At 65.6% G+C, this 21410-nt stretch carries 19 protein-coding genes; 6 read left to right on the top strand and 13 right to left on the bottom strand.

Annotated elements, in window-relative coordinates; genetic code table 11:
- Positions 1-27: 27 nt before the first annotated feature.
- Positions 28-1851 carry an aspartate--tRNA ligase gene (gene aspS / locus ACSF9G_RS10885; RefSeq protein WP_436641401.1) on the bottom strand — a complete coding sequence of 608 codons (1824 nt, stop codon included), beginning with the start codon at positions 1849-1851 and terminating at the stop codon, positions 28-30.
- Between the two features lie 114 nt (positions 1852-1965).
- Here aspS and ACSF9G_RS10880 point away from each other — a divergent pair, with 114 nt between their 5' ends.
- Positions 1966-3213: an MFS transporter gene (locus tag ACSF9G_RS10880; protein ID WP_436641398.1), complete on the top strand. Its 1248-nt coding sequence runs from the start codon at positions 1966-1968 to the stop codon at positions 3211-3213.
- A gap of 7 nt (positions 3214-3220) precedes the next feature.
- Positions 3221-4453 (top strand): ribonuclease D, encoded by a 1233-nt coding sequence (gene rnd / locus ACSF9G_RS10875; protein ID WP_436641396.1) that lies wholly within the window; start codon positions 3221-3223, stop codon positions 4451-4453.
- Positions 4454-4459: 6 nt separating this feature from the next.
- Here rnd and ACSF9G_RS10870 read toward each other — a convergent pair whose 3' ends face one another.
- The 6 genes from ACSF9G_RS10870 to ACSF9G_RS10845 form a co-directional block, all read right to left on the bottom strand.
- Positions 4460-6040 (bottom strand): Ppx/GppA family phosphatase, encoded by a 1581-nt coding sequence (locus ACSF9G_RS10870; RefSeq protein ID WP_436641394.1) that lies wholly within the window; start codon positions 6038-6040, stop codon positions 4460-4462.
- On the bottom strand, positions 5979-8198 hold the full coding sequence (locus ACSF9G_RS10865) for an RNA degradosome polyphosphate kinase (protein WP_436642120.1): 2220 nt from the start codon (positions 8196-8198) through the stop codon (positions 5979-5981). The genes ACSF9G_RS10870 and ACSF9G_RS10865 overlap by 62 nt, the downstream gene beginning before the upstream one ends.
- A 60-nt stretch (positions 8199-8258) precedes the next feature.
- Positions 8259-8939: a P-loop NTPase family protein gene (locus tag ACSF9G_RS10860; protein WP_436641392.1), complete on the bottom strand. Its 681-nt coding sequence runs from the start codon at positions 8937-8939 to the stop codon at positions 8259-8261.
- The gene (locus ACSF9G_RS10855; RefSeq protein ID WP_436641390.1) at positions 8936-10036 is read right to left on the bottom strand and encodes an AI-2E family transporter; all 1101 of its coding nucleotides are present in this window, start codon (positions 10034-10036) and stop codon (positions 8936-8938) included. The genes ACSF9G_RS10860 and ACSF9G_RS10855 overlap by 4 nt, the downstream gene beginning before the upstream one ends.
- 15 nt (positions 10037-10051) lie before the next feature.
- Positions 10052-10612 carry a CDP-alcohol phosphatidyltransferase family protein gene (locus ACSF9G_RS10850; RefSeq protein ID WP_436641388.1) on the bottom strand — a complete coding sequence of 187 codons (561 nt, stop codon included), beginning with the start codon at positions 10610-10612 and terminating at the stop codon, positions 10052-10054.
- A 110-nt stretch (positions 10613-10722) separates the two neighbouring features.
- On the bottom strand, positions 10723-11808 hold the full coding sequence (locus ACSF9G_RS10845) for a DUF2066 domain-containing protein (protein ID WP_436641386.1): 1086 nt from the start codon (positions 11806-11808) through the stop codon (positions 10723-10725).
- Positions 11809-11931: 123 nt separating this feature from the next.
- Here ACSF9G_RS10845 and purM point away from each other — a divergent pair, with 123 nt between their 5' ends.
- Complete coding sequence (purM, locus tag ACSF9G_RS10840) at positions 11932-13008, top strand: phosphoribosylformylglycinamidine cyclo-ligase (protein WP_436641384.1); 1077 nt, start codon at positions 11932-11934, stop codon at positions 13006-13008.
- Between the two features lie 8 nt (positions 13009-13016).
- Positions 13017-13673 (top strand): phosphoribosylglycinamide formyltransferase, encoded by a 657-nt coding sequence (gene purN, locus ACSF9G_RS10835; RefSeq protein ID WP_436641382.1) that lies wholly within the window; start codon positions 13017-13019, stop codon positions 13671-13673.
- Positions 13674-13679: 6 nt separating this feature from the next.
- On the opposite strand, the gene ACSF9G_RS10830 is transcribed toward purN, so the two are convergent.
- From ACSF9G_RS10830 to ndk, 3 genes are all read right to left on the bottom strand, one after another.
- On the bottom strand, positions 13680-14012 hold the full coding sequence (locus tag ACSF9G_RS10830; RefSeq protein WP_436641380.1) for a hypothetical protein: 333 nt from the start codon (positions 14010-14012) through the stop codon (positions 13680-13682).
- A 41-nt stretch (positions 14013-14053) separates the two neighbouring features.
- Positions 14054-16147: a molybdopterin-containing oxidoreductase family protein gene (locus tag ACSF9G_RS10825; protein WP_436641378.1), complete on the bottom strand. Its 2094-nt coding sequence runs from the start codon at positions 16145-16147 to the stop codon at positions 14054-14056.
- Between the two features lie 117 nt (positions 16148-16264).
- Positions 16265-16687: a nucleoside-diphosphate kinase gene (gene ndk / locus ACSF9G_RS10820; RefSeq protein WP_436641376.1), complete on the bottom strand. Its 423-nt coding sequence runs from the start codon at positions 16685-16687 to the stop codon at positions 16265-16267.
- A gap of 206 nt (positions 16688-16893) precedes the next feature.
- Between ndk and ACSF9G_RS10815 the strand changes: the two genes are divergently transcribed.
- On the top strand, positions 16894-17403 hold the full coding sequence (locus ACSF9G_RS10815) for a DinB family protein (protein ID WP_436641373.1): 510 nt from the start codon (positions 16894-16896) through the stop codon (positions 17401-17403).
- Between the two features lie 26 nt (positions 17404-17429).
- On the opposite strand, the gene ACSF9G_RS10810 is transcribed toward ACSF9G_RS10815, so the two are convergent.
- From ACSF9G_RS10810 to ACSF9G_RS10800, 3 genes are all read right to left on the bottom strand, one after another.
- Positions 17430-17891: a hypothetical protein gene (locus ACSF9G_RS10810; protein WP_436641371.1), complete on the bottom strand. Its 462-nt coding sequence runs from the start codon at positions 17889-17891 to the stop codon at positions 17430-17432.
- A gap of 90 nt (positions 17892-17981) precedes the next feature.
- Positions 17982-18365 carry a hypothetical protein gene (locus ACSF9G_RS10805; RefSeq protein WP_436641369.1) on the bottom strand — a complete coding sequence of 128 codons (384 nt, stop codon included), beginning with the start codon at positions 18363-18365 and terminating at the stop codon, positions 17982-17984.
- Between the two features lie 90 nt (positions 18366-18455).
- Complete coding sequence (locus tag ACSF9G_RS10800; RefSeq protein WP_436641367.1) at positions 18456-19277, bottom strand: cyclase family protein; 822 nt, start codon at positions 19275-19277, stop codon at positions 18456-18458.
- A 153-nt stretch (positions 19278-19430) separates the two neighbouring features.
- Here ACSF9G_RS10800 and ACSF9G_RS10795 point away from each other — a divergent pair, with 153 nt between their 5' ends.
- Positions 19431-21308, top strand: coding sequence for an ABC-F family ATP-binding cassette domain-containing protein (locus ACSF9G_RS10795; protein ID WP_436641365.1), 1878 nt, complete (start codon positions 19431-19433; stop codon positions 21306-21308).
- Positions 21309-21410: the final 102 nt, after the last annotated feature.

Below are 21410 nucleotides of genomic sequence, written 5' to 3'. Positions count from 1 at the left end.
GTCGGGTTTTCGCTGTCAGCCCTGTCGTCAGCTCTTCGGCGGCGGAGCAAGACGAATGTGCAGTTCGCGAAGCTGCTGGTTGGTGACCTCCGAGGGCGCCCCCATCATCAGGTCCTGCGCCTGCTGGTTCATCGGGAACATGACGACTTCGCGCAGGTTCTCCTCGCCGCAGAGCAGCATGACGATACGGTCGACGCCGGGTGCGATGCCGCCATGCGGCGGGGCGCCGTACTGAAGCGCGCGCAGCATGCCGCCGAACTTCTCCTGCAGCACCTCCTCGCCATATCCGGCGATTTCGAAGGCCTTGCGCATGATCTCGGGCTTGTGGTTCCGGATCGCGCCCGAAGACAGTTCCACGCCGTTACACACCACGTCGTACTGGTAGGCGAGCACCTGCAGGGGATCGAGCGCTTCCAGCGCGCCGAGCTCGCCCTGCGGCATCGAGAACGGGTTATGGGAGAAGTCTACCCTCTTCTCCTCCTCGTTCCACTCGAACATCGGGAAATCGACGATCCAGCAGAACTCGAAGCGGTCCTCGTCTATCAGCTTCAGATCCTCGCCCACCTTCTTGCGCGCGCGGCCGGCGAAATCGGCGAAGTTGCGCGGGATGCCGGCGGCGAAGAACACGGCGTCGCCGTCGGCCAGGTCGAGCTGCTGGCGGATCGCCTCGCAACGCTCCGGGCCGATGTTCTTGGCTATCGGGCCGGCGCCCTCGCCGTCGCGGAACATGATGTAGCCGAGACCGGGCTGCCCCTCGGCCTGCGCCCAGGCGTTCATCCGGTCGCAGAAGGCGCGGCTGCCGCCACCCTTTGCCGGAATGGCCCAGACGCGGCAGTGGTTCTTGTAGAAATGCTCGCGGTCGTATTCTTCGACGTGATCGAGGCTGGCGTAGTCCTTGAGCTGCTCGGCGAAGATGCGGAACCCGGACCCGTAGAAGTGCTTCGAGACGTCCTGCATGACGATCGGATTGCGCAGGTCGGGCTTGTCGGTGCCGTATTTGCGCATGGCCTCCCACCACGGGATGCGCGGGAACTCGCCGGTCACGTGCTTGTCGCCGCCGAATTCCTCGAAGACGCCGCGCAGCACCGGCTCGACGGCGGCAAACACATCGTCCTGGGTGACGAAGCTCATCTCGATATCGAGCTGGTAGAACTCACCGGGAGAGCGGTCGGCGCGCGCGTCCTCGTCGCGGAAACAGGGCGCGATCTGGAAGTAGCGGTCGAAGCCGGCGATCATGGTGAGCTGCTTGAACTGCTGCGGCGCCTGCGGCAGGGCGTAGAACTTGCCCGGATGCACGCGCGAGGGCACCAGATAGTCGCGGGCGCCCTCGGGGCTCGACGCGGTCAGGATCGGCGTCTGGAACTCGATGAAGCCCTGATCGGTCATGCGCCGGCGCAGCGACGAGATGATCTGCGCGCGCTTGACGATGTTGTTGTGCAGCTTCTCGCGGCGCAGGTCGAGGAACCGGTACTTGAGGCGGGTCTCTTCCGGATAGTCCGGTTCGCCGAAGACCGGCAGCGGCAGCTCCGCGGCCGCGCCCAGCACCTCGATCTCGGAGATGAACATCTCGATCGCGCCCGTCGGCAGTCCCGGATTGACCGTCTCCTCCGGCCGGTGCCGGACCTTGCCGTCGATGCGCACGACCCATTCGGCGCGCAACATCTCAGCATCGGCGAAAGCGGGCGAATCCGGATCGGCAACACACTGGGTTATGCCGTGGTGGTCACGCAAGTCGATGAACAGGAGACCGCCGTGATCGCGAACGCGATGTACCCAGCCCGACAGGCGCGCGGTCGTGTCGACATCGGCTTCGCGCAGTGCGCCACAGGTATGGGTACGATAGGCGTGCATTTCGTCCTCGCGGGTCGCGGATAAAGGGTGGAAATCGGGGCGGAGAGGCGCATAGGGGCATAGGAATGTCAATACCGGGTGCGGTATCGGCCGGCTCTGCTATAAGGCAAGCAGATGACTCCGCTACGCCCGCTCGCCCCTCTGCTTCTCACGGCCGGAATACTGCTCGCCGGAAACGGCGTGCAAGGCACGATGATCGCGCTGCGCGGTTCGATCGCCGGATTCGACCCCTGGCTGATCGGTCTGATGGGAACGAGCTATTTCGGCGGGTTCATCGTCGCCTGCGTATATGCGCCGCGCCTGGTCGAGGCCGTCGGGCACATCCGCACCTTCGCCGCGCTCGCGGCGATCGCGTCGGCGGGCACGCTGGCGCTGGTGCTCGTCGTCGACGCCTGGGCGTGGATCGTGCTGCGATTCGCCATGGGGTTCTGCTTCTCCGGCCTGTTCACGGTCATGGAGAGCTGGCTGAACGCCAGCGCCGGGAAGACGGACCGCGCCCGGGTCCTGAGCATCTACCGGCTGATCGACCTCGGGGCCGTCACGGGGGCGCAGTACCTGATCCCGGCATTCGGGGCGGGCGGCTTCGAGCTGTTCGCGATCGTGGCGATGTTCTTCGCCCTCTCCCTCGTCCCGGTGGCGGTCGCCGACCGGACCCTGCCGGCCCCGCCGGAGGCGTTCCGCTTCGACCTGCGCGCGGTATGGCGCATCTCACCGCTCGCCAGCATCGGCTGCGTGACGATCGGGCTGACCAATTCGTCCTTCCGGCTGATCGGTCCGCTCTACGCCCAGGACATGGGGCTCGACGTCGCCCAGATCGCGACCTTCATGGGTGCCGGGATCGTCGGTGGCGCTGCCCTGCAGATGCCGCTCGGCATATTTTCCGACAAGCTCGACCGCCGCTGGGCGCTGCTCGCCGCCACGACGGGCGCGATCCTTGCCGGCATCTACCTGACGACCGTGCCGGTCGGCGCGGCCTGGCAGCTCTATCTCGGCATCTTCCTGTTCGGCGCCTTCGCGCTACCGCTGTATTCGCTGTCGGCGGCTCATGCCAACGACCTCGCCGCCCCCGGGCAATACGTACTGCTGGCGGCGGGACTGACCTTCTTCTTCGCCGTAGGGGCCATGGCCGGCCCGCTCGTTTCCTCCTGGGTGATGGAGCGCTACGGTGCATCCGCGCTGTTCGTGTTCACCAGCGTCGTACACGCCAGCTTCGTCGTCGTGGCGCTGTGGCGTATTGCCGCCGGCCAGCGCATCCCACGCGCCGCGCGAACACGGTTCGTCGCGCTGCTTAGAACCTCTCCGGCGATATTCCGTCTCGCCGAACGCAACGAAAAACGTCACACTTGGACGCCTCGTTCATAGGATTCTCATGGAACTGATCACGAAAACAAAAAAACTCGCCAAAACCTGCGAAGAAATGGCGAAACACGACTTCGTTGCCGTCGACACCGAATTCATGCGCGACGTCACGTTCTGGCCGAAGCTCTGCCTTATCCAGCTCGGCTCGCCAGATGGCCAGGTGGCCCTGATCGACACACTGTCGTCCGATCTCGACCTGAAGCCGTTCTTCGACCTGATGGCCGACGAAACGGTGGTGAAGGTCTTCCACGCCGCCCGTCAGGACGTCGAGATCGTTCATCACCTTGGCGGCCTGATCCCGCACCCGCTGTTCGACACGCAGGTCGCCGCCGCCGTCTGCGGTCACGGCGAGTCGGTCGGCTACGAGGCGCTGGTTCGGGAAATCGCCGATGCGTCGATCGACAAGAGCCACCGGTTCACCGACTGGTCGCGGCGTCCGCTGAGCGAAGCCCAGCTGTCCTACGCGGCGGCCGACGTCATCCACCTGGTACCGATCTACGAGAAATTGCAGGGAGAGGTGGACCGGGTCGGCCGGCGCGAGTGGATCCGAGAGGAAATGGACATCCTCACCTCACCGGAGACCTACAGCACCGATCCGGCGCAAGCCTGGAAGCGCCTGAAGCTCAAGGTGCGCAAGCCGCGCGACTTTGCCGTTCTCATGGCCATCGCGGAGTGGCGGGAGAAGGAGGCGCAGTCCCGCGACGTACCGCGCGGGCGGGTGTTGAAGGATGATGCGCTATACGAGATTGCCCTGCATTCCCCCGACAGCGAGGCCGCCCTCGCGCGCCTGCGGGCGGTGCCGAAAGGCTACGAGCGGTCCGCCGGGGGACGGGCGATCCTCAAGATCGTCCAGGAGATCCGCAAGCTTCCCGTGGAAGACCTTCCCGCCCTGCCCCGCAATGACGGCCCGCAGCGGGTATCCGGTCCGGTGTCGGACCTGCTCAAGGTGCTGCTCAAGGGCGTTGCCGCGCAGAACAAGGTCGCTTCGCGTCTGGTCGCCACCAGCGACGACATCGAGGCCATTGCCGCCGACGACGAGGCCGACGTGCCCGCCCTCAAGGGCTGGCGTCGCGAGATCTTCGGAGACATGGCTCTGGCGCTGAAACGCGGCGAACTCGCTGTCGCCGTCGACGGGCACCGGTTGACATTCGAGCCGCGGGACGCGCCCCCGCCTCGGCCCAAGACCACCCGCCGGCGCAAGCCGCGCCGAAAGGGCAAGACGCCGGAAAGTGCCGAGAGCTGACGAGCCTCAACCGGCGACGATCTCGGCGCGGCGGCCGATCAGCTTGGCGAGCTGCTTGAGCCGGGTCAGGACGCGCGACCCGTTCAGGGCGGCAAGCTCTCCGGGCAGATGCAGGGTCACGGTTCCGTGCTCGACGGCGAGTTCCGCCTTGTCGATGACGCCGGGCATGGCGCCGCTGATCAGGTAGGCGACACGCAGGGCTGCGGCGAGGATGCGGGCGCGGTCGATCATGCGCGCGGTGGCGAGTTCGCGGATACGCGGGCTGACATGTTCGTCCGACAATCCGGAATGCCGGTAATAGACAGCGAGCGCCATGTAGGCGCGTCCGGGGTGGTCGATGCCGGCAAAGGCCGCATAGGCGATGATATTGAGACTGTGGCCGCCCCGATAGTCGGGATGGGACCGCCAGCCGATATCGGCGAGCAGGCACGCGGCGTGGCGCAGGCGCCTCTCCTCCTCGGTCTCCTCGAGGCCGCTCGACACCATGAACTGGTCGGTCCAGTAGCACAGCTCGCGGGCGAAACGCGGCGAGCGGGAGCGCAGATAGCCAAGTTCGGCGCAGGCCGCCAGCAAGGGATCGGTCTGACGCGTCTCGTCATCGAGCAGGGTGTAGAGCAGGCCCTCGCGGACACCGAGCGCGGAGGAAATGATGCACTTGGGCTCGCCGCGCCGGAGGATGTGCTCCAGCACCATCGCGCCGTATGGCAGCAGCTCCCGGCGGGCGGTCGATACGGCGTCGATGGAGTCGAGAGACGCGGGCTTCACCCGGCGGACAAGCTTGACGAACTCAAGCGCCTGGGCGGCGTCGAGCTCGTAGCCGTGCATGACGTGGAGAGGATAGCCGGTCTGGGCCATGTGGAGCCGCACCAGCGCGCGGAACGTGCCGCCGATCGCGTAGAACGCGCGTCCCTTGCAGCGCGTTACGATTTCCGATCCGTCGATCGCATCGACGACGATTTTCTCGGCCTTCTTCATCGAGCGGCCGGCGAGGTCGCGCAGGCGCAGGCCACCAAGCGGCAGGGTTTCGCCGATCCCGACCGTATGCCCCTTTACGTCGACGACCTCCAGGCTGCCGCCGCCGAGGTCGCCGGCGATGCCGTCGGGATCGTGAATGCCCGCAATGATGCCGTGGGCCGAGAATTCGGCTTCCTGCGCACCGGTCAGGACGGAAATCGGCGCGCCGAAGATTTCCGCCACCCGGCTCACGAACGCCTCGCCGTTCTTCGCTTCGCGGACCGCGGCCGTGGCGATCACGTGGACTGAGGCAGCGCCGATCTGCCGGCACAGGGCATGGAAGCGGCGAAGCGACTGCAGCGCCATTTCGACGGCCGCATCGTCGAGGAGACCCTTCGTGGCGACCTGGCGACCCAGGCCGCACAGGACCTTCTCGTTGAAAATCGGCGTGGGCGAGCGCGTCAGCCCCTCGTAGACGACGAGACGAACGGAGTTCGAGCCAACGTCGACGACCGCCACCGGCTCCAGATACTGAAGCCGGCTCGGCGCCTCGTTCAGCGCGATGGCGGCTTCAGGCGTCAGGGGGCGCGCCGCCGATCGGCTTCGGGGGATGCTGCTGGAGAGACTTACCACGTCCCGACAGACTCGGATTGGTCATGAAGTAATGATGGACGTTGAACGGCGCCTCATCGGTTTCGGGGATGATGCGGACCGAATCGCCATCCGGCAAGAGCTGCCAACTCTGTTGATTGTCCTCGAGACAAGCAACCATGATCTGGTCCAGCACCTGAGCGTGCACGGTGGGATTGGTGATCGGCGCCAGCGCCTCGACCCGCCGGTTGAGGTTGCGCGGCATCCAGTCCGCGGAGCTGATGTAGACGAGCGCCTGGGAGGACGGCAGCGCCTGGCCGTTGCCGAACGCGCAGATGCGCGAATGCTCGAGGAAGCGACCGACTATGCTCTTCACGCGAATATTGTCCGACAAGCCCGGAATTCCGGGCCTGAGGCAGCAGATGCCGCGGATGATGAGATCGACCTGAACGCCGCCCCGGCTGGCACGATAAAGCGCGTCGATCACGTCGGGATCGACGAGCGAATTCATCTTTGCCCAGATCGCCGCGGGCCGTTTCGCGGCAGCATGGGCGATTTCCTCGTCAATGCGCTTCAGGATCGTCTTCTTAAGCGTGTAGGGCGAAACCGCCATCATCTCGAGCCCCTGCGGCTCGGCATATCCGGTGATGAAATTGAAGATCCGCACCACGTCGCGGGTGATCGTCGGATCGACCGTGAAGAACGACAAATCCGTGTAGATGCGCGCGGTAACCGGATGGTAGTTGCCGGTGCCGATATGCACGTATGACGCGAGCTGACCCGACTCTCGGCGCACGACCAGGGACAGCTTAGCGTGGGTCTTCAGCTCGACGAATCCGTAGACAACCTGCACGCCGGCACGCTCCAGATCGCGTGCCCAGCGGATGTTCGCTTCCTCGTCGAAGCGCGCCTTCAGCTCGACGACAGCCGTCACCGACTTGCCGGACTCGGCCGCGTCGGCGAGCGCGCGGACGATGGGTGAATCGTTGCTCGTGCGGTACAGCGTCTGCTTGATGGCGACCACGTCGGGATCCGCGGCAGCCTGACGCAGGAATTGCAGCACCACATCGAAGGACTCGTAGGGGTGGTGGACGACCAGATCCTTCTGCCGGATCGCCGCGAAGCAATCGCCGCCGTGATCGCGGATGCGTTCGGGGAAGCGCGCCGTATATGGCGGAAACTTCAGCTCCGGCCGATCGACGGAAACGAGTTGCGAAAACTCGCTCAGCGCAAGCACGCCGTCCACGACCTGCGTCGCGTCTTCGCCGACGCCAAGCTCCTGGGCGACGAACGCGCGCAGCGTTTCCGGCATTCCCGTTTCGACCTCCAGCCGGATCACCGAACCGCGCCGGCGGCGCTTCAGCGCGCTTTCGAAGAAGCGGACAAGATCCTCCGCCTCTTCCTCGAGCTCGATATCACTGTCGCGGATCACCCGGAACGCGCCGTCGCCCATCACCTTGTAGCCGGGGAAAAGACGTCCGGTGAACAGCTCGATGAGGCTTTCGAGGCGGATGAAACGGTTCGTCGAGTTTCCGTCCTCGTCGCGCCCTTCGGCCAACGGGACGAAGCGTTCGATCTTGTTTGGAATGCGCACGAGCGCGCGCATCGCCCGACCGTCCTCGATCCGCTGCAGCTCGAGCGCGACCGTGAAGCCTAGATTCGGGATGAACGGAAACGGATGCGCCGGGTCGATCGACAGCGGCGTCAGCACCGGAAAAATGTAGTCGAGGAAGTACTGTTCCAGTTGCTCGCGATCGACGGCCGTCACCTGATCGGCCTCGATCACGACGACACCGACATCGCCCAGTTCGCGCCGCAACGTCGTCAGCGTCCTCTGCTGGTCTTCCGTCAGTTCGCGGACGCCTTCGCCGATCCTCGCCAATTGCTGGCGCGGCGTCAGCCCGTCCTGGCTGGGGGTCGTGATGCCCTCCCGCTCCTGCCCCTTCAGACCGGCGACACGGACCATGAAGAACTCGTCGAGGTTGTTGGCCGAAATGGAGAGGAAACGCAGGCGTTCCAGCAAAGGATGGCCGGGATTGTAGGCCTCTTCGAGCACCCGCCGGTTGAACCCGAGCCACGACAGCTCGCGATTAATGAAGCGGTCCGGCGACGCCATCCAGTCCTCGAAGGACTGTATCGGGGCAACCGGCTCGGCTACCTCGTTTGCTTCAGCGATTTTCAAATACGGTTCCATGGTCACTTTTTCGCTCATCAACGCAGCAACTTAATGGCGCTTTATGAACATTCATTGATGACCCGATCAGCCCGTCTCCTGCTCACCCTGGTTCAGAATACGCGCTGCGAGCGCCCGGGTCACGGGGCGCTTTTCCTCGATCGCAGCACGGTCGAGCCGGGCAACGATGTCGCGGACCGCGGCAAAGCTCCGTTCCACACGCGGCGCCAGGTAGCGCAACACCGATACGTCCACGCTCACTTGCCGGTCCGCGAACAGCTTCATCATCACGGCCAGCAGCAGGGAGTCGTCGGGTGCCTCAAGCCGGACAACCGGCAATCGGCTCAATCGCGACATCAGGTCGGACAGGCCGATCCCCCACACGCGCGGCTCGGTTCGCGCGGTCAGAAGAATGTCCGCCCCCGAACGTTCGACGGCATTGAAGAGGTGGAACATCGCGGTCTCGTCGAGCCCGGGTCCGCAATCCTCGATTATGACGGCCCCCGCGCGCCCCATCAGTGTCTGCGGATCGCCGGTCACGTCACCGGCCGACAGCCTTCGCGCGCCCGACAGCTGCCGCCAGACCGAGACCAGATGGCTCTTGCCGCTTCCCTCCGGCCCGACCAGAACGAGGCCCGAATGCGGCCAATCCGGCCAGGAATCGATCGCGGCCACGGCGGCGGCGTTCGAGTCCGACACCAGGAAATCTTCCCGGCCGAGCGCTTCGCGATGCGGCAGGTCCAGAGCGAGTTGACGGCCGGCGGTCATGATCGAGGCGCGTCGCTGTCCGATCCCGTGTAGAAACGGCTGTCGAGATATTGTCGGAGCCCGAAGCGGGCCAGCACGCCCACGGCGGCGGCAAGGGGGACGGCGATCAGCATGCCGACGAAGCCGAACAGGTAGCCAAAGGCGAACAGGGCGAACATGAGCCACACCGGGTGCAGCCCGACATGGCCGCCGACCAGCTTCGGCTGCAAGACATTGCCCTCCAGGAACTGCCCGATGAAGAACACCACGGCGACGGCGGCGATCATGAGCCAGTCGGGCCAGAACTGGACCGAGGCGACGCCGATCGAAACCAGGAACCCGGCAATCGAGCCAACATAGGGAATGAAGCTGATCAGGCCGGCGCCGAGGCCGATCAGGAGACCGAAATTCAGTCCGACGAGCGACAGCCCGGCCGCGTAGAAGACACCAAGTGTCAGGCAGACAAGGCCCTGTCCACGGACAAATCCGGCGAGCGCTTCATCGATCTGCCGGGCAAGCGACCGGATCGTTTCGGCGTGATCGCGCGGCAGCCAGCTGTCGATCCGGGCGATCATCCGGTCCCAATCGTTGAGCAGATAGAAGGCGACGACAGGCGTCACGGTCAGCAGCGCGGCGAGGTTGACGAGCGCCAGACCGCCGGAAAGCAGCGATTGAAGCAGCTGGCCGAACCATCCCGCCACCTGGCCGACGATGCCGGCGTTGCTGATCGGCGAGGCCCCCTCGGCTCCATTCATGCCCAGCAGATCGCGCACCAAACCCACCTGCAGCCAGCTCTGGCTGATATCCCGAACCACCAGCTGCAGCTTGTGCGCATAGTCCGGCAACCGCTCGGCGAACTGGGCGACCTGATGGGAGAGAACCGGCACCAGGGCAATCAGCACGACCAGGAAGACGAGCGCGAACACCACGAGAATCACGACCGTCGCGACCAGCCGGCTCAGGCCGAATCTCTCCAGACGGTCTGCGATAGGGTCCAAAGCATAGGCGAGCGCCATGCCGGCGACGAAGGGCAGCAGAACCGGGCTCAGCACGTATAGCGCGAGGATGAACACCACGAGCCCGGCGGTCCAGAACAACACCTGCTTCTGGAAGGTCATGTCAGGCCCCCTGCCTCACTGTTTGTCGGGCGTAGCCGGTCCGTCGGCCTTCGCCATATGACGAAGCCATTCGACGAGATAGGCCGCGGCCGACAATACGGTAAGTCCCGCAACCAGCAACACCAGCCATTCGCGAAGATCCCGCATATGCAATCCGAACCCGAGATCGGCAAGCACGACGGCGGCGAGCAGGATCTGCCCGGCCGTATTCGCCTTGCTGATCATCAGGGGCGCCATGGCGACGGGACGCGACAGCATCCAGGACAGCATGACGGCGACGATGATGAACACATCGCGGCTCACGACCAGGAATACCAGCCAGATCGGCATCTCGCCGAAAATGCCGAGCGAAACGTAGATCGAGACGAGAAGCGCCTTGTCGGCGAGCGGGTCGAGATAGGCGCCGAGCTCGGTCTCTGCCTTGAATCGCTTGGCGATAAAACCATCGACCGCATCCGAGATGCCGGCGACGACAAACAGCCAGAATGCGACCAGCGGCTGCCCGGTGACGATCAGATAGACCACGGCCGGTACGAGGAGCAGCCGGCAGATCGTGATGAAATTCGGAAGGCTCAAGTCGGCTCCGGGACCAAGGATTCCGTAAACGCCCAGGGCCTCAAAGGTCGGGTCCTGCGCTTCATCATGGTGCAGTTAAGCGACGCGGAGACAAAGCTCAATAGTGAGCTTCAATAGGCCTGCAGAAGCCAGGCCCCGCCGGCCTCGAACAGATCGAGGCCGTCCCGAGACAGGCGTTGCGGCAGGTCGGCGGCGCTTCCGGTGAACCAGATCACGATGTTGGCGTCACTGCCGCCGACGCCTTCCACCGCGAGCCCGTTCACCGCGCCGCTCGCCTCGAGGCGGCTTTTCAGCACGTCCCAATCCTCCGGGCCGCCCGTCAGCAGGGCGCGCACGGGAAGACTGCTGCCGAGCGCCAGCCCGATGGTGCCGGAGCCCATGGCGACCTCCTTCCAGCGTTCGGCCAGGATGTCGCCGACCCGGACGGCGGCCGCGTCCAGTCCGCCCGATGAAACCTCCGTCGTGACGTCGATCGGGCCGGCCGCGTCCTCGCCGCTCAGTGTCAAAAGCATGCCCTCGCCGTCCGAGGCGCGATCGAGCCGGACGATCACCGCCGAGTGCGTGTGGTAGCGCACGCGGAACTGGCCGAGGGTCAGGAAATCACCGTCAAGCAGGCGATCGCGGCGGGCGGCCTTGTCCTCGACGGTATTGCCCGGAAGACGGACCGGGGTCAGGCGCTCCTCCATGTCGACTGCGCCGAGGGCGCCGGCCCAGTCCGCCGCGTCGTCCCACCAGCGCTCCTCGCCGTCTTCGACAACGATCGGGATCAGCAGAACGGTCGGCGCCGGTCGGTCGACGACCGCGATGCCGCGCCTGGCGAGGAAGCCACGCACCAGCATCGGCGAATAGACCATCTTGTAGGTGGCCGAATAACCGGTCGTGCCGACCTGTTCGCTGGCATTCTCGTAGCTCGACAACAGCTGTTCGGCCGTTTCCGGCGATATTTCCGGCGGGGTTCCGCTCGCCGCGACGCGGCGCAGGACGCGCATGCCCGACATCACGAGCGCGTCGTCGAGCGCCGCCGCCTTGGCGGCTACCGCATCGGTAGCGACGGCAGAAACGTCAATACCATCCACCACATAGGGGTCGAACCGATTGGCGAAATCGATCCCGGAGGCGGGCGCGGCCCAAAGCAGCCCGGCCAGCAGCGCCAGCCAGGCCCGGCCCGTCGCCTTCGAATCGCCGCGTGCTCCCATGACCACAGTCCGGCCTATTCGCGCACCGCATGCAAGCGCGCAACGGGCTGTTGACACAGGGCACCGCACGCTTGCCTTTCCCATCGGGTTTGTTTGTATGGCGCAAACGCGAAGGAGGTCCGATTGAGCGGACAGGATGCAAAGGCCGGAGGCGGCGTCAGCTATGCCGATGCCGGGGTCGATATCGGGCGCGGCAATGCGTTCGTCGACGCCATCAAGCCGCTGGTGAAATCGACGGTTCGCGCCGGTGCCGACGCGGAAATCGGCGGATTCGGCGGCGTTTTCGATCTGAAAGCGGCCGGATTCAGCGATCCGCTGCTGGTCGCCGCCAATGACGGGGTCGGCACCAAGGTCAAGATCGCCATCGAGACCGGCATCCACGACACGGTCGGGATCGACCTCGTCGCCATGTGCGTAAACGATCTCGTCGTGCAAGGCGCCGAGCCCCTGTTCTTCCTCGACTACTACGCCGCGGGCAAGCTCGAATCGGATGTCGGCTACGGCATCGTCAAGGGCATCGCCGAAGGCTGCCGGCAGGCGGGCTGCGCGCTGATCGGCGGCGAAACGGCGGAGATGCCCGGTCTCTACGCCAAGGGCGATTACGACCTCGCCGGCTTCTCGGTCGGCGCGGTGGAACGCGACCAGCTGCTGCCGCGCGGCGATGTCGCGGACGGCGACGTGCTGCTGGCGCTGGCCTCCTCCGGGGTTCATTCGAACGGCTTCTCACTGGTTCGCAAGATCGTCGCCGATGCCGGGCTGACATGGTCCGATCCCGCACCGTTCGCCACGGAGACGGCATTGGGCGCCGCCCTGCTGGCGCCGACCCGCATCTACGTCCGTCAGGTGCTTCAGGCGATCCGCGAGACCGGTGCGGTCAAGGCGCTCGCGCACATCACCGGCGGCGGGCTGACCGAGAACCTGCCGCGCGTGCTGCCGGATACCCTCGTCGCCGATATCGATCTGGAGAGCTTCGTGCTGCCGCCGGTATTCCGCTGGCTCGCCGAAACGGCCTCGATCGAGGAAGCGGAGATGCTGCGCACCTTCAACTGCGGCGTCGGCATGGTCGTCGTGGTCGAGGCCGGCAAGGCCGAGGCGGTGGAGACCCTTCTGCGCGACCTCGGCGAGACGGTCTGGCGGCTCGGCCGCCTTTGTGCCGGCGACGACCCCTCGGTCCGCTACGCCGGGAGCCTTTCACGGTGAGCGGGCGGATGCGGGTCGCAATACTGATTTCCGGGCGCGGCAGCAACATGGCCGCGCTGATCGAGGCGTGCCGCAGGCCCGACTATCCCGCCGAGATCGTCCTCGTCATCTCGAACAAGCCCGACGCCAAGGGACTGGAAACCGCGGCCGCTGCAGGCATCGCCACGAAAGTGATCGATTTTCGGGGCAAGGGCAGCCGACAGGCCTTCGAGGACGCCGCGACGCAAGCACTGGAAGACGCCGAGGTCGACCTGATCTGCCTTGCAGGCTTCATGCGGATCCTGAGCGCGGATTTCGTCGGGCGCTGGCGCGACCAAGTGATCAATATCCACCCGTCCCTGCTGCCGGCCTTCCCGGGCCTCGAAACGCACGAACGCGCCTTGCAGGCCGGCGTGCGCATCACCGGCTGCACGGTGCATTTCGTCCGTCCGGAAATGGACAACGGCCCGATCATCGCCCAGGTCGCGGTCCCCGTCTCGAACCGCGACACGGCGGACACGCTGGCTGCGCGCGTCCTGACCTACGAGCACCGGATCTATCCGCTGGCGCTGGAGCTGATCGCATCCGGAAAGGCAAGGCTCGTCGACGAACGGGTCATCGTCGACGAGGACATAGCCGAGCAGCCCGCGCTCGCGGTTCCGCCACTAACCGACGCCCCGCGCTGACCGGCTCTACTTGCAGCCTTCCCAGGCGCTTTCCCAGCGGCTCTTGACGGCCGAGGTGGGCTTCTTCCACTTGGCGACGCCCTTCATTTCGTCCTGGTTCATTTCCTTGAGCACCCGGTTCGTCGCGCACTTGCAGGTGTTGACGTAGGTGCCGTACTGGCCGTGCTTGCCGCTTTCCTGCTGGACACAATAGTCGATCAAGGCAAGGCGGGCGCCCTCCTCGGGCGGAACCTCGGGATCGCTCAGCGCCACCGCCTGATGTCCGGTCGCCAGCAGCAGACCGCCGACCACCACCAGAAAATACCCGAAACGCAAAATACCAGCACCGAACCGCATCATCCGGCCTCCCAGTCTGAAAAACGCACCGTAGAGTAGTTAACTTACCAGCCTGCCCCGCGCAGCCAAACATGGTTGTCGTGGAAAGCCGCGCCGCCATAGGGCGCAACCGGATCGGCTCCGGTCAAGGTGTTGATGCCCTTGCCGTCCGGAAAGGCCTCGTTCGGCCACACCCCTTCGGAGATCAGCACACCGCGGCGCACCCCGTCGAACAGGCGGGCATGCAGGCGAACCTCGCCGCGGCGATTGCCGATACGGACCCGATCGCCGTCCCCGACACCCAGGGCGGCGGCGTCTTCCGGGTGGATCATCACTTCCGGCCGGCCTTCGCGCTCGCGCGACGTCGGCGTCTCGTTGAACGTGGAATTGAGGAACCGGCGCGCCGGCGAAGTCGCCAGCCGGAACGGGTGTTCGGAATCGGCTTCCTCGATCACCGTCCAATGATCGGGCAGTTCGGGTAGCGTCCGCCACGGCCCCATCGGGCCGTCGTTAGGCGCAACGATATTCGTCCAGTCGGGCGAGAACCGGAACTTGCCATCCGGATTGGCGAAGCCGTTCAGGTAGTGGGCGGTCTCGAAATCCGGCTGGATATCGCGCCAGCGATCGGCCTCCAGGTCGGCAAGCGTGCCGTAGCCGGACGCTTTCAGCATCCAGTCGATATGCTCCCGCGCGCTCATGGCGAAGCCTTGATGCTCCGCGCCGACGCGGCGCGCGATCTCGGCATGGACAACATGGTTCTCGCGCGCCTCCCCCGGCGCGTCGACCAGCTTCGGTCCGAGCATCAGATACTGGTGGCCACCGCCCTTGTAGATGTCGTCGTGCTCCAGAAACATCGTCGCCGGCAACACGACGTCGGCCATCTTCGCCGTCTCGGTCATGAACTGCTCGTGGACGCAGACGAACAGGTCGTCGCGGGCAAAGCCGCGCTTCACGAGTTCCTGTTCGGGCGCGACCGAGACGGGATTGGTATTCTGGATCAGCATGGCGGTGACCGGCGGGCCATCGTGCAGTGCGTCGGCGTCGCCGGTCAGGATCGCGCCAATGCGCGACTGGTCGAGCTTGCGAATGGCGGGATCACGCAGGTCGGTGCCCTCGATCATCGACTTGTCGAGCTTGTAGATAGCGCCGTTGTTATGGAAGGCGCCTCCCCCTTCGTATTTCCAGGCGCCGGTGACCGCGGCGATGCAGGAGGCGGCGTGCATGTTGGCGGCGCCGTTGCGGCTGCGCGAGAAGCCATAACCGAGACGCAGATACGTGCGCTTGGTCTCGCCGATCAGCCTGGCGAACGCCTCGATCGTCTCGGCGGGGATGCCGGTGATCGCGGCCGCCCAGTCCGGCGTCCGGGTTTTCAGGTGTGCCTCGAGATCGCGCGGTCGGTCGGTGTATTTCTCCAGATAGTCCCAATCCGCGAAGCCATCCCGGAACAGGACATGCATGACCCCGCAGGCGAGCGCGCCGTCGGTCCCCGGCTTCAGGAGCAGCGGGAGATCGGCCTGGCGCATCGTCTCGTTCATGTAGACGTCGACGACGGCGATCTTGGCGCCGCGGGTCTTGCGCGCCTTGGTCGCGTGCGTCATCACGTTGACCTGTGTCGAGACCGCGTTCGTGCCCCAGATCACCACGAAGTCCGACTTCGCCATCTCGCGCGGATCGGGCCCGGCGAGCCGGCCCGTGCCGGCGATGAAACCGGTCCAGGCCATGTTGGTGCAGATCGTGTCGAATTGGCCCGCGTAGCCCTTGGCGTGGCGCAGCCGGTGAATGCCGTCGCGCTGCACGAGACCCATCGTTCCGGCGTAGTAGTACGGCCAGACCGACGTCGCGCCGTGCGCGCGCTCCGCTTCCAGGAATTTCTCGGCAACGATGTCGAGCGCGTCGTCCCAGGAAATGCGCTCGAACGCGCCGCTGCCCTTGGCGCCGGTGCGGCGCAGCGGATGCAGAAGCCGGTCTGGATGGTGAATGCGCTCGGCGTAGCGGGCGACCTTCTCGCAGACGACGCCGGCGGTATAGTCGTTGTCACGGGCGCCGCGGACGCGACCGATCGTGCGCGCGTCGATCAGTTCGACGTCGAGGGCACAGGTCGACGGGCAATCATGCGGACAGGCCGAGTGGCCGATCCGCAAATCGAGCGGCTTGTTCATCGGACGCCCCCTCCTTCTCACCGGGTCTCCGGGGACGCGGAACGGTAATAGGCGGCCGGGCAAAAGAAAAGGCCGGCCAAGCGGCCGGCCTCTGGGAAGAGCGAGCGGAGGCCCGCGCTAGCCGACGATTTCCTCGGCCTTGAAGCACTGGGCGATTTCATTGGCGGCGTTCTCGACGCTGTCGGAGCCGTGCACCGAATTGCGCTCGATGTTCTCGGCGAAGTCCTTGCGGATCGTGCCGGCGGCGGCGTCGGCCGGGTTCGTGGCGCCCATGACTTCGCGGTTCTTGGCAACGGCGCCCTCGCCTTCCAGGACCTGGAGGACGATCGGACCGGAGGTCATGAAGGCAACCAGATCGTTGAAGAACGGACGCTCCTTGTGGACGGCATAGAACGCCTCGGCATCGGCCTGCGACCACTTGGCGCGCTTCTGGGCGACGACCCGCAGGCCGGCGCTCTCCAGCTTGTCGATGATCTTGCCGGTGATGTTCCGCGCCGTCGCGTCGGGCTTGATGATGGAAAGGGTGCGCTCGATCGCCATGTCGGCTCGACCTCGTTTGCTGATGGTGGGTTCGCTGAATTTGGAAATGCCGGATACCGGCGGTCGCGCGGCTTATACCGGGCTCGCCGCGCCCTCGCAAGGCGCGACGATCGCGTCCCGCCCGCACCCGGTCCCGTGCCGGTCCCGCTTTACCGCGACGTCAATTTATGACAGCGTTACTTACCTAATAGGGAGGACGCGCGGCCGTGAAATCGCATTTCGAGATGATGGCGGGCTATAACGGCTGGGCCAACGAGCGGCTCTACGCCGCCGCCGCGGCGATGCCCGACGATCTGTACCGCAAGGAGCACGGGGCTTTCTTCGGGTCCATCCACCGTACCCTGAACCATATCCTCGTGGGCGACCGCATCTGGATGGGGCGGTTCACCAGGACCCAAGGCGCGCCGACCCGGCTCGACGCGGTCCTGTTCGACGACTTCGCGGAACTGCGCATGGCCCGGCGGTCGGAGGACGACCGCATCCAGGCCTATGTCGGCAGCCTGTCGGATACGGATCTCGCGGGCCGGTTCCGCTATCGCACCATCACCAACCCGACCGACATCCATCAGCCGCTGTCGCCGGCCCTGACGCATTTCTTCAATCACCAGACCCATCACCGGGGCCAGGTGCATTGCCTGCTGACGCAACTCGCAGGCGATGCCCCGTCCCTCGATCTGATCCTGTATCAGCGCGAGACGGGGATCGGTCTGGACTGAGAAACCGGATCGCGCCGCACGTCGCGCTACTTCGCGTACTTGCCGCCGGTGCCCAGGGAAATGTGCACCTTTTCGCTGTGGATCACTTTTCCGTCCGGCGTCATGTAGACGAGGTTGAGGATATCGGCCTGGACGGGGTGCGGAACGACGAACTTCAACCAGCTGGCCTTTCCGTCCGGCGGACAGGACGACGGTTCCACCACCACGTCGACACGCGCGGCACGAAGCGAGTCGGTGACACGCGGATAGGGCGGCGGGTCGTTGAGCTTCGCGCTGACGAGACGCGTGCAGGCCAGATTGCCCGGCAGGCGCGCCGAGACATGAACCGGCAGGCCACCGCCAAACCTGTCCGGCGCGTCGACGCCGTAGCTGGTCGCGTAGGTCGCGCCCCAGAACGGCGGCCCTGCGATAGCGGATGCGGACGACATCGCGACCAGCGCGGTCGCGGCGAACAGGCTCCGGAGCCCGGTCAGTTTTGAAAACGGCATATAAGCCCTCACAGTTTCGGCGAGCACGATTATCGCACGACTCGGGCCCCGGGTGCGACGCCGGGGCCCTCGTTTCGTTCATTTGCCAGACTAAAATGTCGAGATTGAGATTTTCTCTATTTTCAGGATACGGCCGGCGGGATTGACGAAGAAAATCTGGATCAGCTCGGTGCTGGTGGGGCCGCCGACCGTCATCACCCTCTGGACGAGGCGGCTCTGGCCGCAGCCGCGCGGATTGGGGCCGATGACGATGGTGACGGGGATCGTCAGCGGCGCGACGGCCTGGCCTGGCGGTGCGCCGCGTCGGGCATCGATCGCCGCCTGGCAGGTGTCGCGGGCCACATAGTTCGCTTCGAGGCGTATGGCCCCGCCGTAATATCCCTTGTAGCGGGCAAAGCTACCCGGGCCCTCGGCGAATGCCGTGCTCGGAAGAGCCAGGGCGACGGCGAACAGTGCAAGCGCTAATATCCGCATGGCGAAAGCCTCCTTGAGTTCAACGCGCGCCCCGCCGCCGAAAACCAGAAGATTAGTGGGCCGGCGGAAACGCTCCACCGGCCCGGTACGTCAAATCAGCGCGATCAGACGACTTGGGCCGCCCGTCGCTCCTACAATTTTCGGTGCCCCGACGACAAGTGTGGCGCCGGTTGCGGGTATCGCGTCGAGATTGGCGATACATTCCATGCCCCAGCGACCGGATGGCAGCCAGGTGTAGTGGGTCTTGAAATCCTTCGATCCGCCGAAGTCGAGCGACAGCGTATCGACCGCCATGCCGAGGACGTTGCGGTCCTTGATCATCATGTCGGCGGCTTCCGCGTGGAAGCCAGGGAAGTGCATGACGCCGTCGCCGTCGGCATTCCGGAACTTGTCGCTCTTCACGTGCGCGTCCCAGCCGGAGTTCATGGCGACGCAGCAGCCGTCCGGAAGCTGGCCGTTGGCGCTCTCCCAGGCGGCGATGTCGTCGGGCGTCAACTGATAGTCGGCGTTCTCCGCGGCCTTCGCCTTCACGTCGATTACGGCGATCGGAACGACGAGCTTCTCGACTTCGACCTGATCGGCGGTCTGGCCGTCCTTGGAGAAATGGATCGGCGCGTCCATGTGGGTGCCGGTGTGCTCGTTGAGATGCCAGATGTTCAGATTGAAGCCGTCCTTGTCGAACTTGTAGACGTTCTCGATCTCAAGCTGAGGCTGGCCAAAGAAGGTCGGGAAGTCCTCCGGCAGCGCATGGGTCAGGTCGACGACCTTGGAGAAGCTCGTCGGGGCGGCCCGCGCCGGCGCCACGGCCGCCGGCACCGCAGTCGCAGCCAGCGCGGCTGCTCCCACCCCCTTGAAGAAACCGCGACGGCTCAACTGATGCATTACCGCTTCATGACAGCCAGGTACGCACATTGTTCGCTCTCCCTCTTTTCGGTTCCCCGTAAAACGCCAGCCCACACGGGGCCGGCCGGAAAATGCTAGCACGAGCGGACCAAACGGCAGAATGACCAAAAGAGAGAGGCGCGGGGCCTTGCCGAGAGCCCCGGCAACCTGCAAATAAGCGCCATGCTGCAGATCACCGACCTTACCTACCGCATCGCCGGCCGCACGCTGTTGAACGGCGCCACCGTAATCCTGCCCGCCGGCGCGCGGGCGGGTCTCGTCGGGCGCAACGGGACCGGCAAGACGACCCTGTTCCGACTCATCAAGGGCGAGGTCGCCGCGGAGTCGGGAACGGTCGGCTTCCCGGCGAAAGCGCGGATCGGCACGGTGGAACAGGAAGCGCCGGCGGGCCCGACCTCGCTGATCGACTTCGTGCTGTCGGCCGACACCGAGCGCGCGCGCCTGATGGCGGAGGCGGACTCGACGCAGGACGGGACACGGATCGGCGAAATCCACGCGCGCCTGAGCGAGATCGACGCCTATTCGGCGGAGTCGCGGGCGGCCCGAATCCTCTCCGGCCTAGGCTTCGACCAGGCCGCGCAGCAGCGCCCGCTGGAATCCTTCTCCGGCGGCTGGCGGATGCGGGTGGCGCTCGCGGCCGTGCTGTTCACCGAACCGGACCTCCTGCTGCTGGACGAGCCGACCAACTACCTCGATCTCGAAGGCACGCTGTGGCTGGAGAGCTATCTCGCCCGCTATCCGCACACGATGATCGTCATCAGCCACGACCGCGATCTGCTCAACACGGCCGTGGACACCATCGTCCACCTCGATCAGGGATCGCTCACCGTCTATCGCGGCACCTACGACCAGTTCGAGCGGCAGCGGCGCGAGAAACAGGCACTCGCCGAAAAGGCGCGTAGGAAACAGGACGAGCAGCGCAAGCACATGCAGGCCTTCGTCGACCGGTTCCGCTACAAGGCCTCGAAGGCGCGGCAGGCGCAGAGCCGCCTGAAGGCGCTGTCGAAGATGGAGCCGATCGAGGCGCTCGTCGACGGGTCCGTTCGCCCGTTCAACTTCCCCTCGCCCGAGAAACCGTTGGCCTCGCCGATCATCCAGCTCGACAGCGCCGCGGTGGGCTACGAAGACAAGCCGGTCTTGCGGCACCTGAGCCTCAGGCTCGATCATGACGACCGCATCGGATTGCTGGGATCTAACGGTAACGGCAAGAGCACGCTGGCCAAGCTGTTGTCCGGCCGGTTGCAGTCCAGCGACGGACGGATGCACGCCGCCGACAGGCTCACCGTCGGCTTCTTCGCCCAGCATCAGCTCGACGAGCTCTCCGCGGACCTGTCGCCGACCGAACAGGTGCGCCGGCTGATGCCGGACGCCAAGGAAGCCGAGGTGCGCTCGAAGGCCGCACAACTCGGATTCGGTATCGAAAAGGCGGATATTCCGGCCAGCAAGCTCTCGGGCGGCGAAAAGGCGCGGCTTCTGCTCGGACTGGCCACCTTCTTCGGTCCGCATCTGCTGATCCTCGACGAGCCGACCAACCACCTCGACGTCGACGCACGCGAGGCGCTGGTGCGGGCGCTCGCCGAGTACGAAGGCGCGGTCATCGTCATCAGCCACGACCGGCATCTGATCGAGACGACGGTGGACCGGCTCTGGCTGGTCACCGGCGGCACCGTCGTGCCGTTCGACGGCGACATGGAGGACTACCGCAAGCGGGTCCTGTCCGGCGACGACTCGGTACCGGAAAACACCGAAACGATAACGATCACCGCCAATCGGGGCGATCAGCGCCGCGCGGCGGCGCAGAAGCGCGCCGAATTGCAGCCGCTGCGCAATCGGCAGAAGAGCGCCGAGAAACGGATGGAGACGCTGCAATCGAAGATCGCCGATCTCGACGGTCGCCTCGCCGACCCGGATCTGTTCACGAAGGATCCGGCCAAGGGCGCCGACCTGTCGCGCGAACGGGCACGCACGGTCGAAGCCCTCGCCGCGGCGGAGGAAGACTGGCTGGACGCCGGTGCCGCGCTCGAGGGAGCCACGGCCTAGACATAAACGGTACGACGGTCCGGACGGCCACGTGCCCGCCGCCTCAGTGAATCCGCGCAAAGGCGGGACCGAGCGGGCATCGATTGAAGCCGAGAGCCGAAC

Origin of the sequence: Microbaculum mangrovi, assembly GCF_051390635.1 — a bacterium.
Lineage (GTDB): Bacteria > Pseudomonadota > Alphaproteobacteria > Rhizobiales > Tepidamorphaceae > Microbaculum.
Note: the sequence above shows the minus strand (reverse complement) of the source record. Positions and strands in the feature narration are given on the sequence as shown.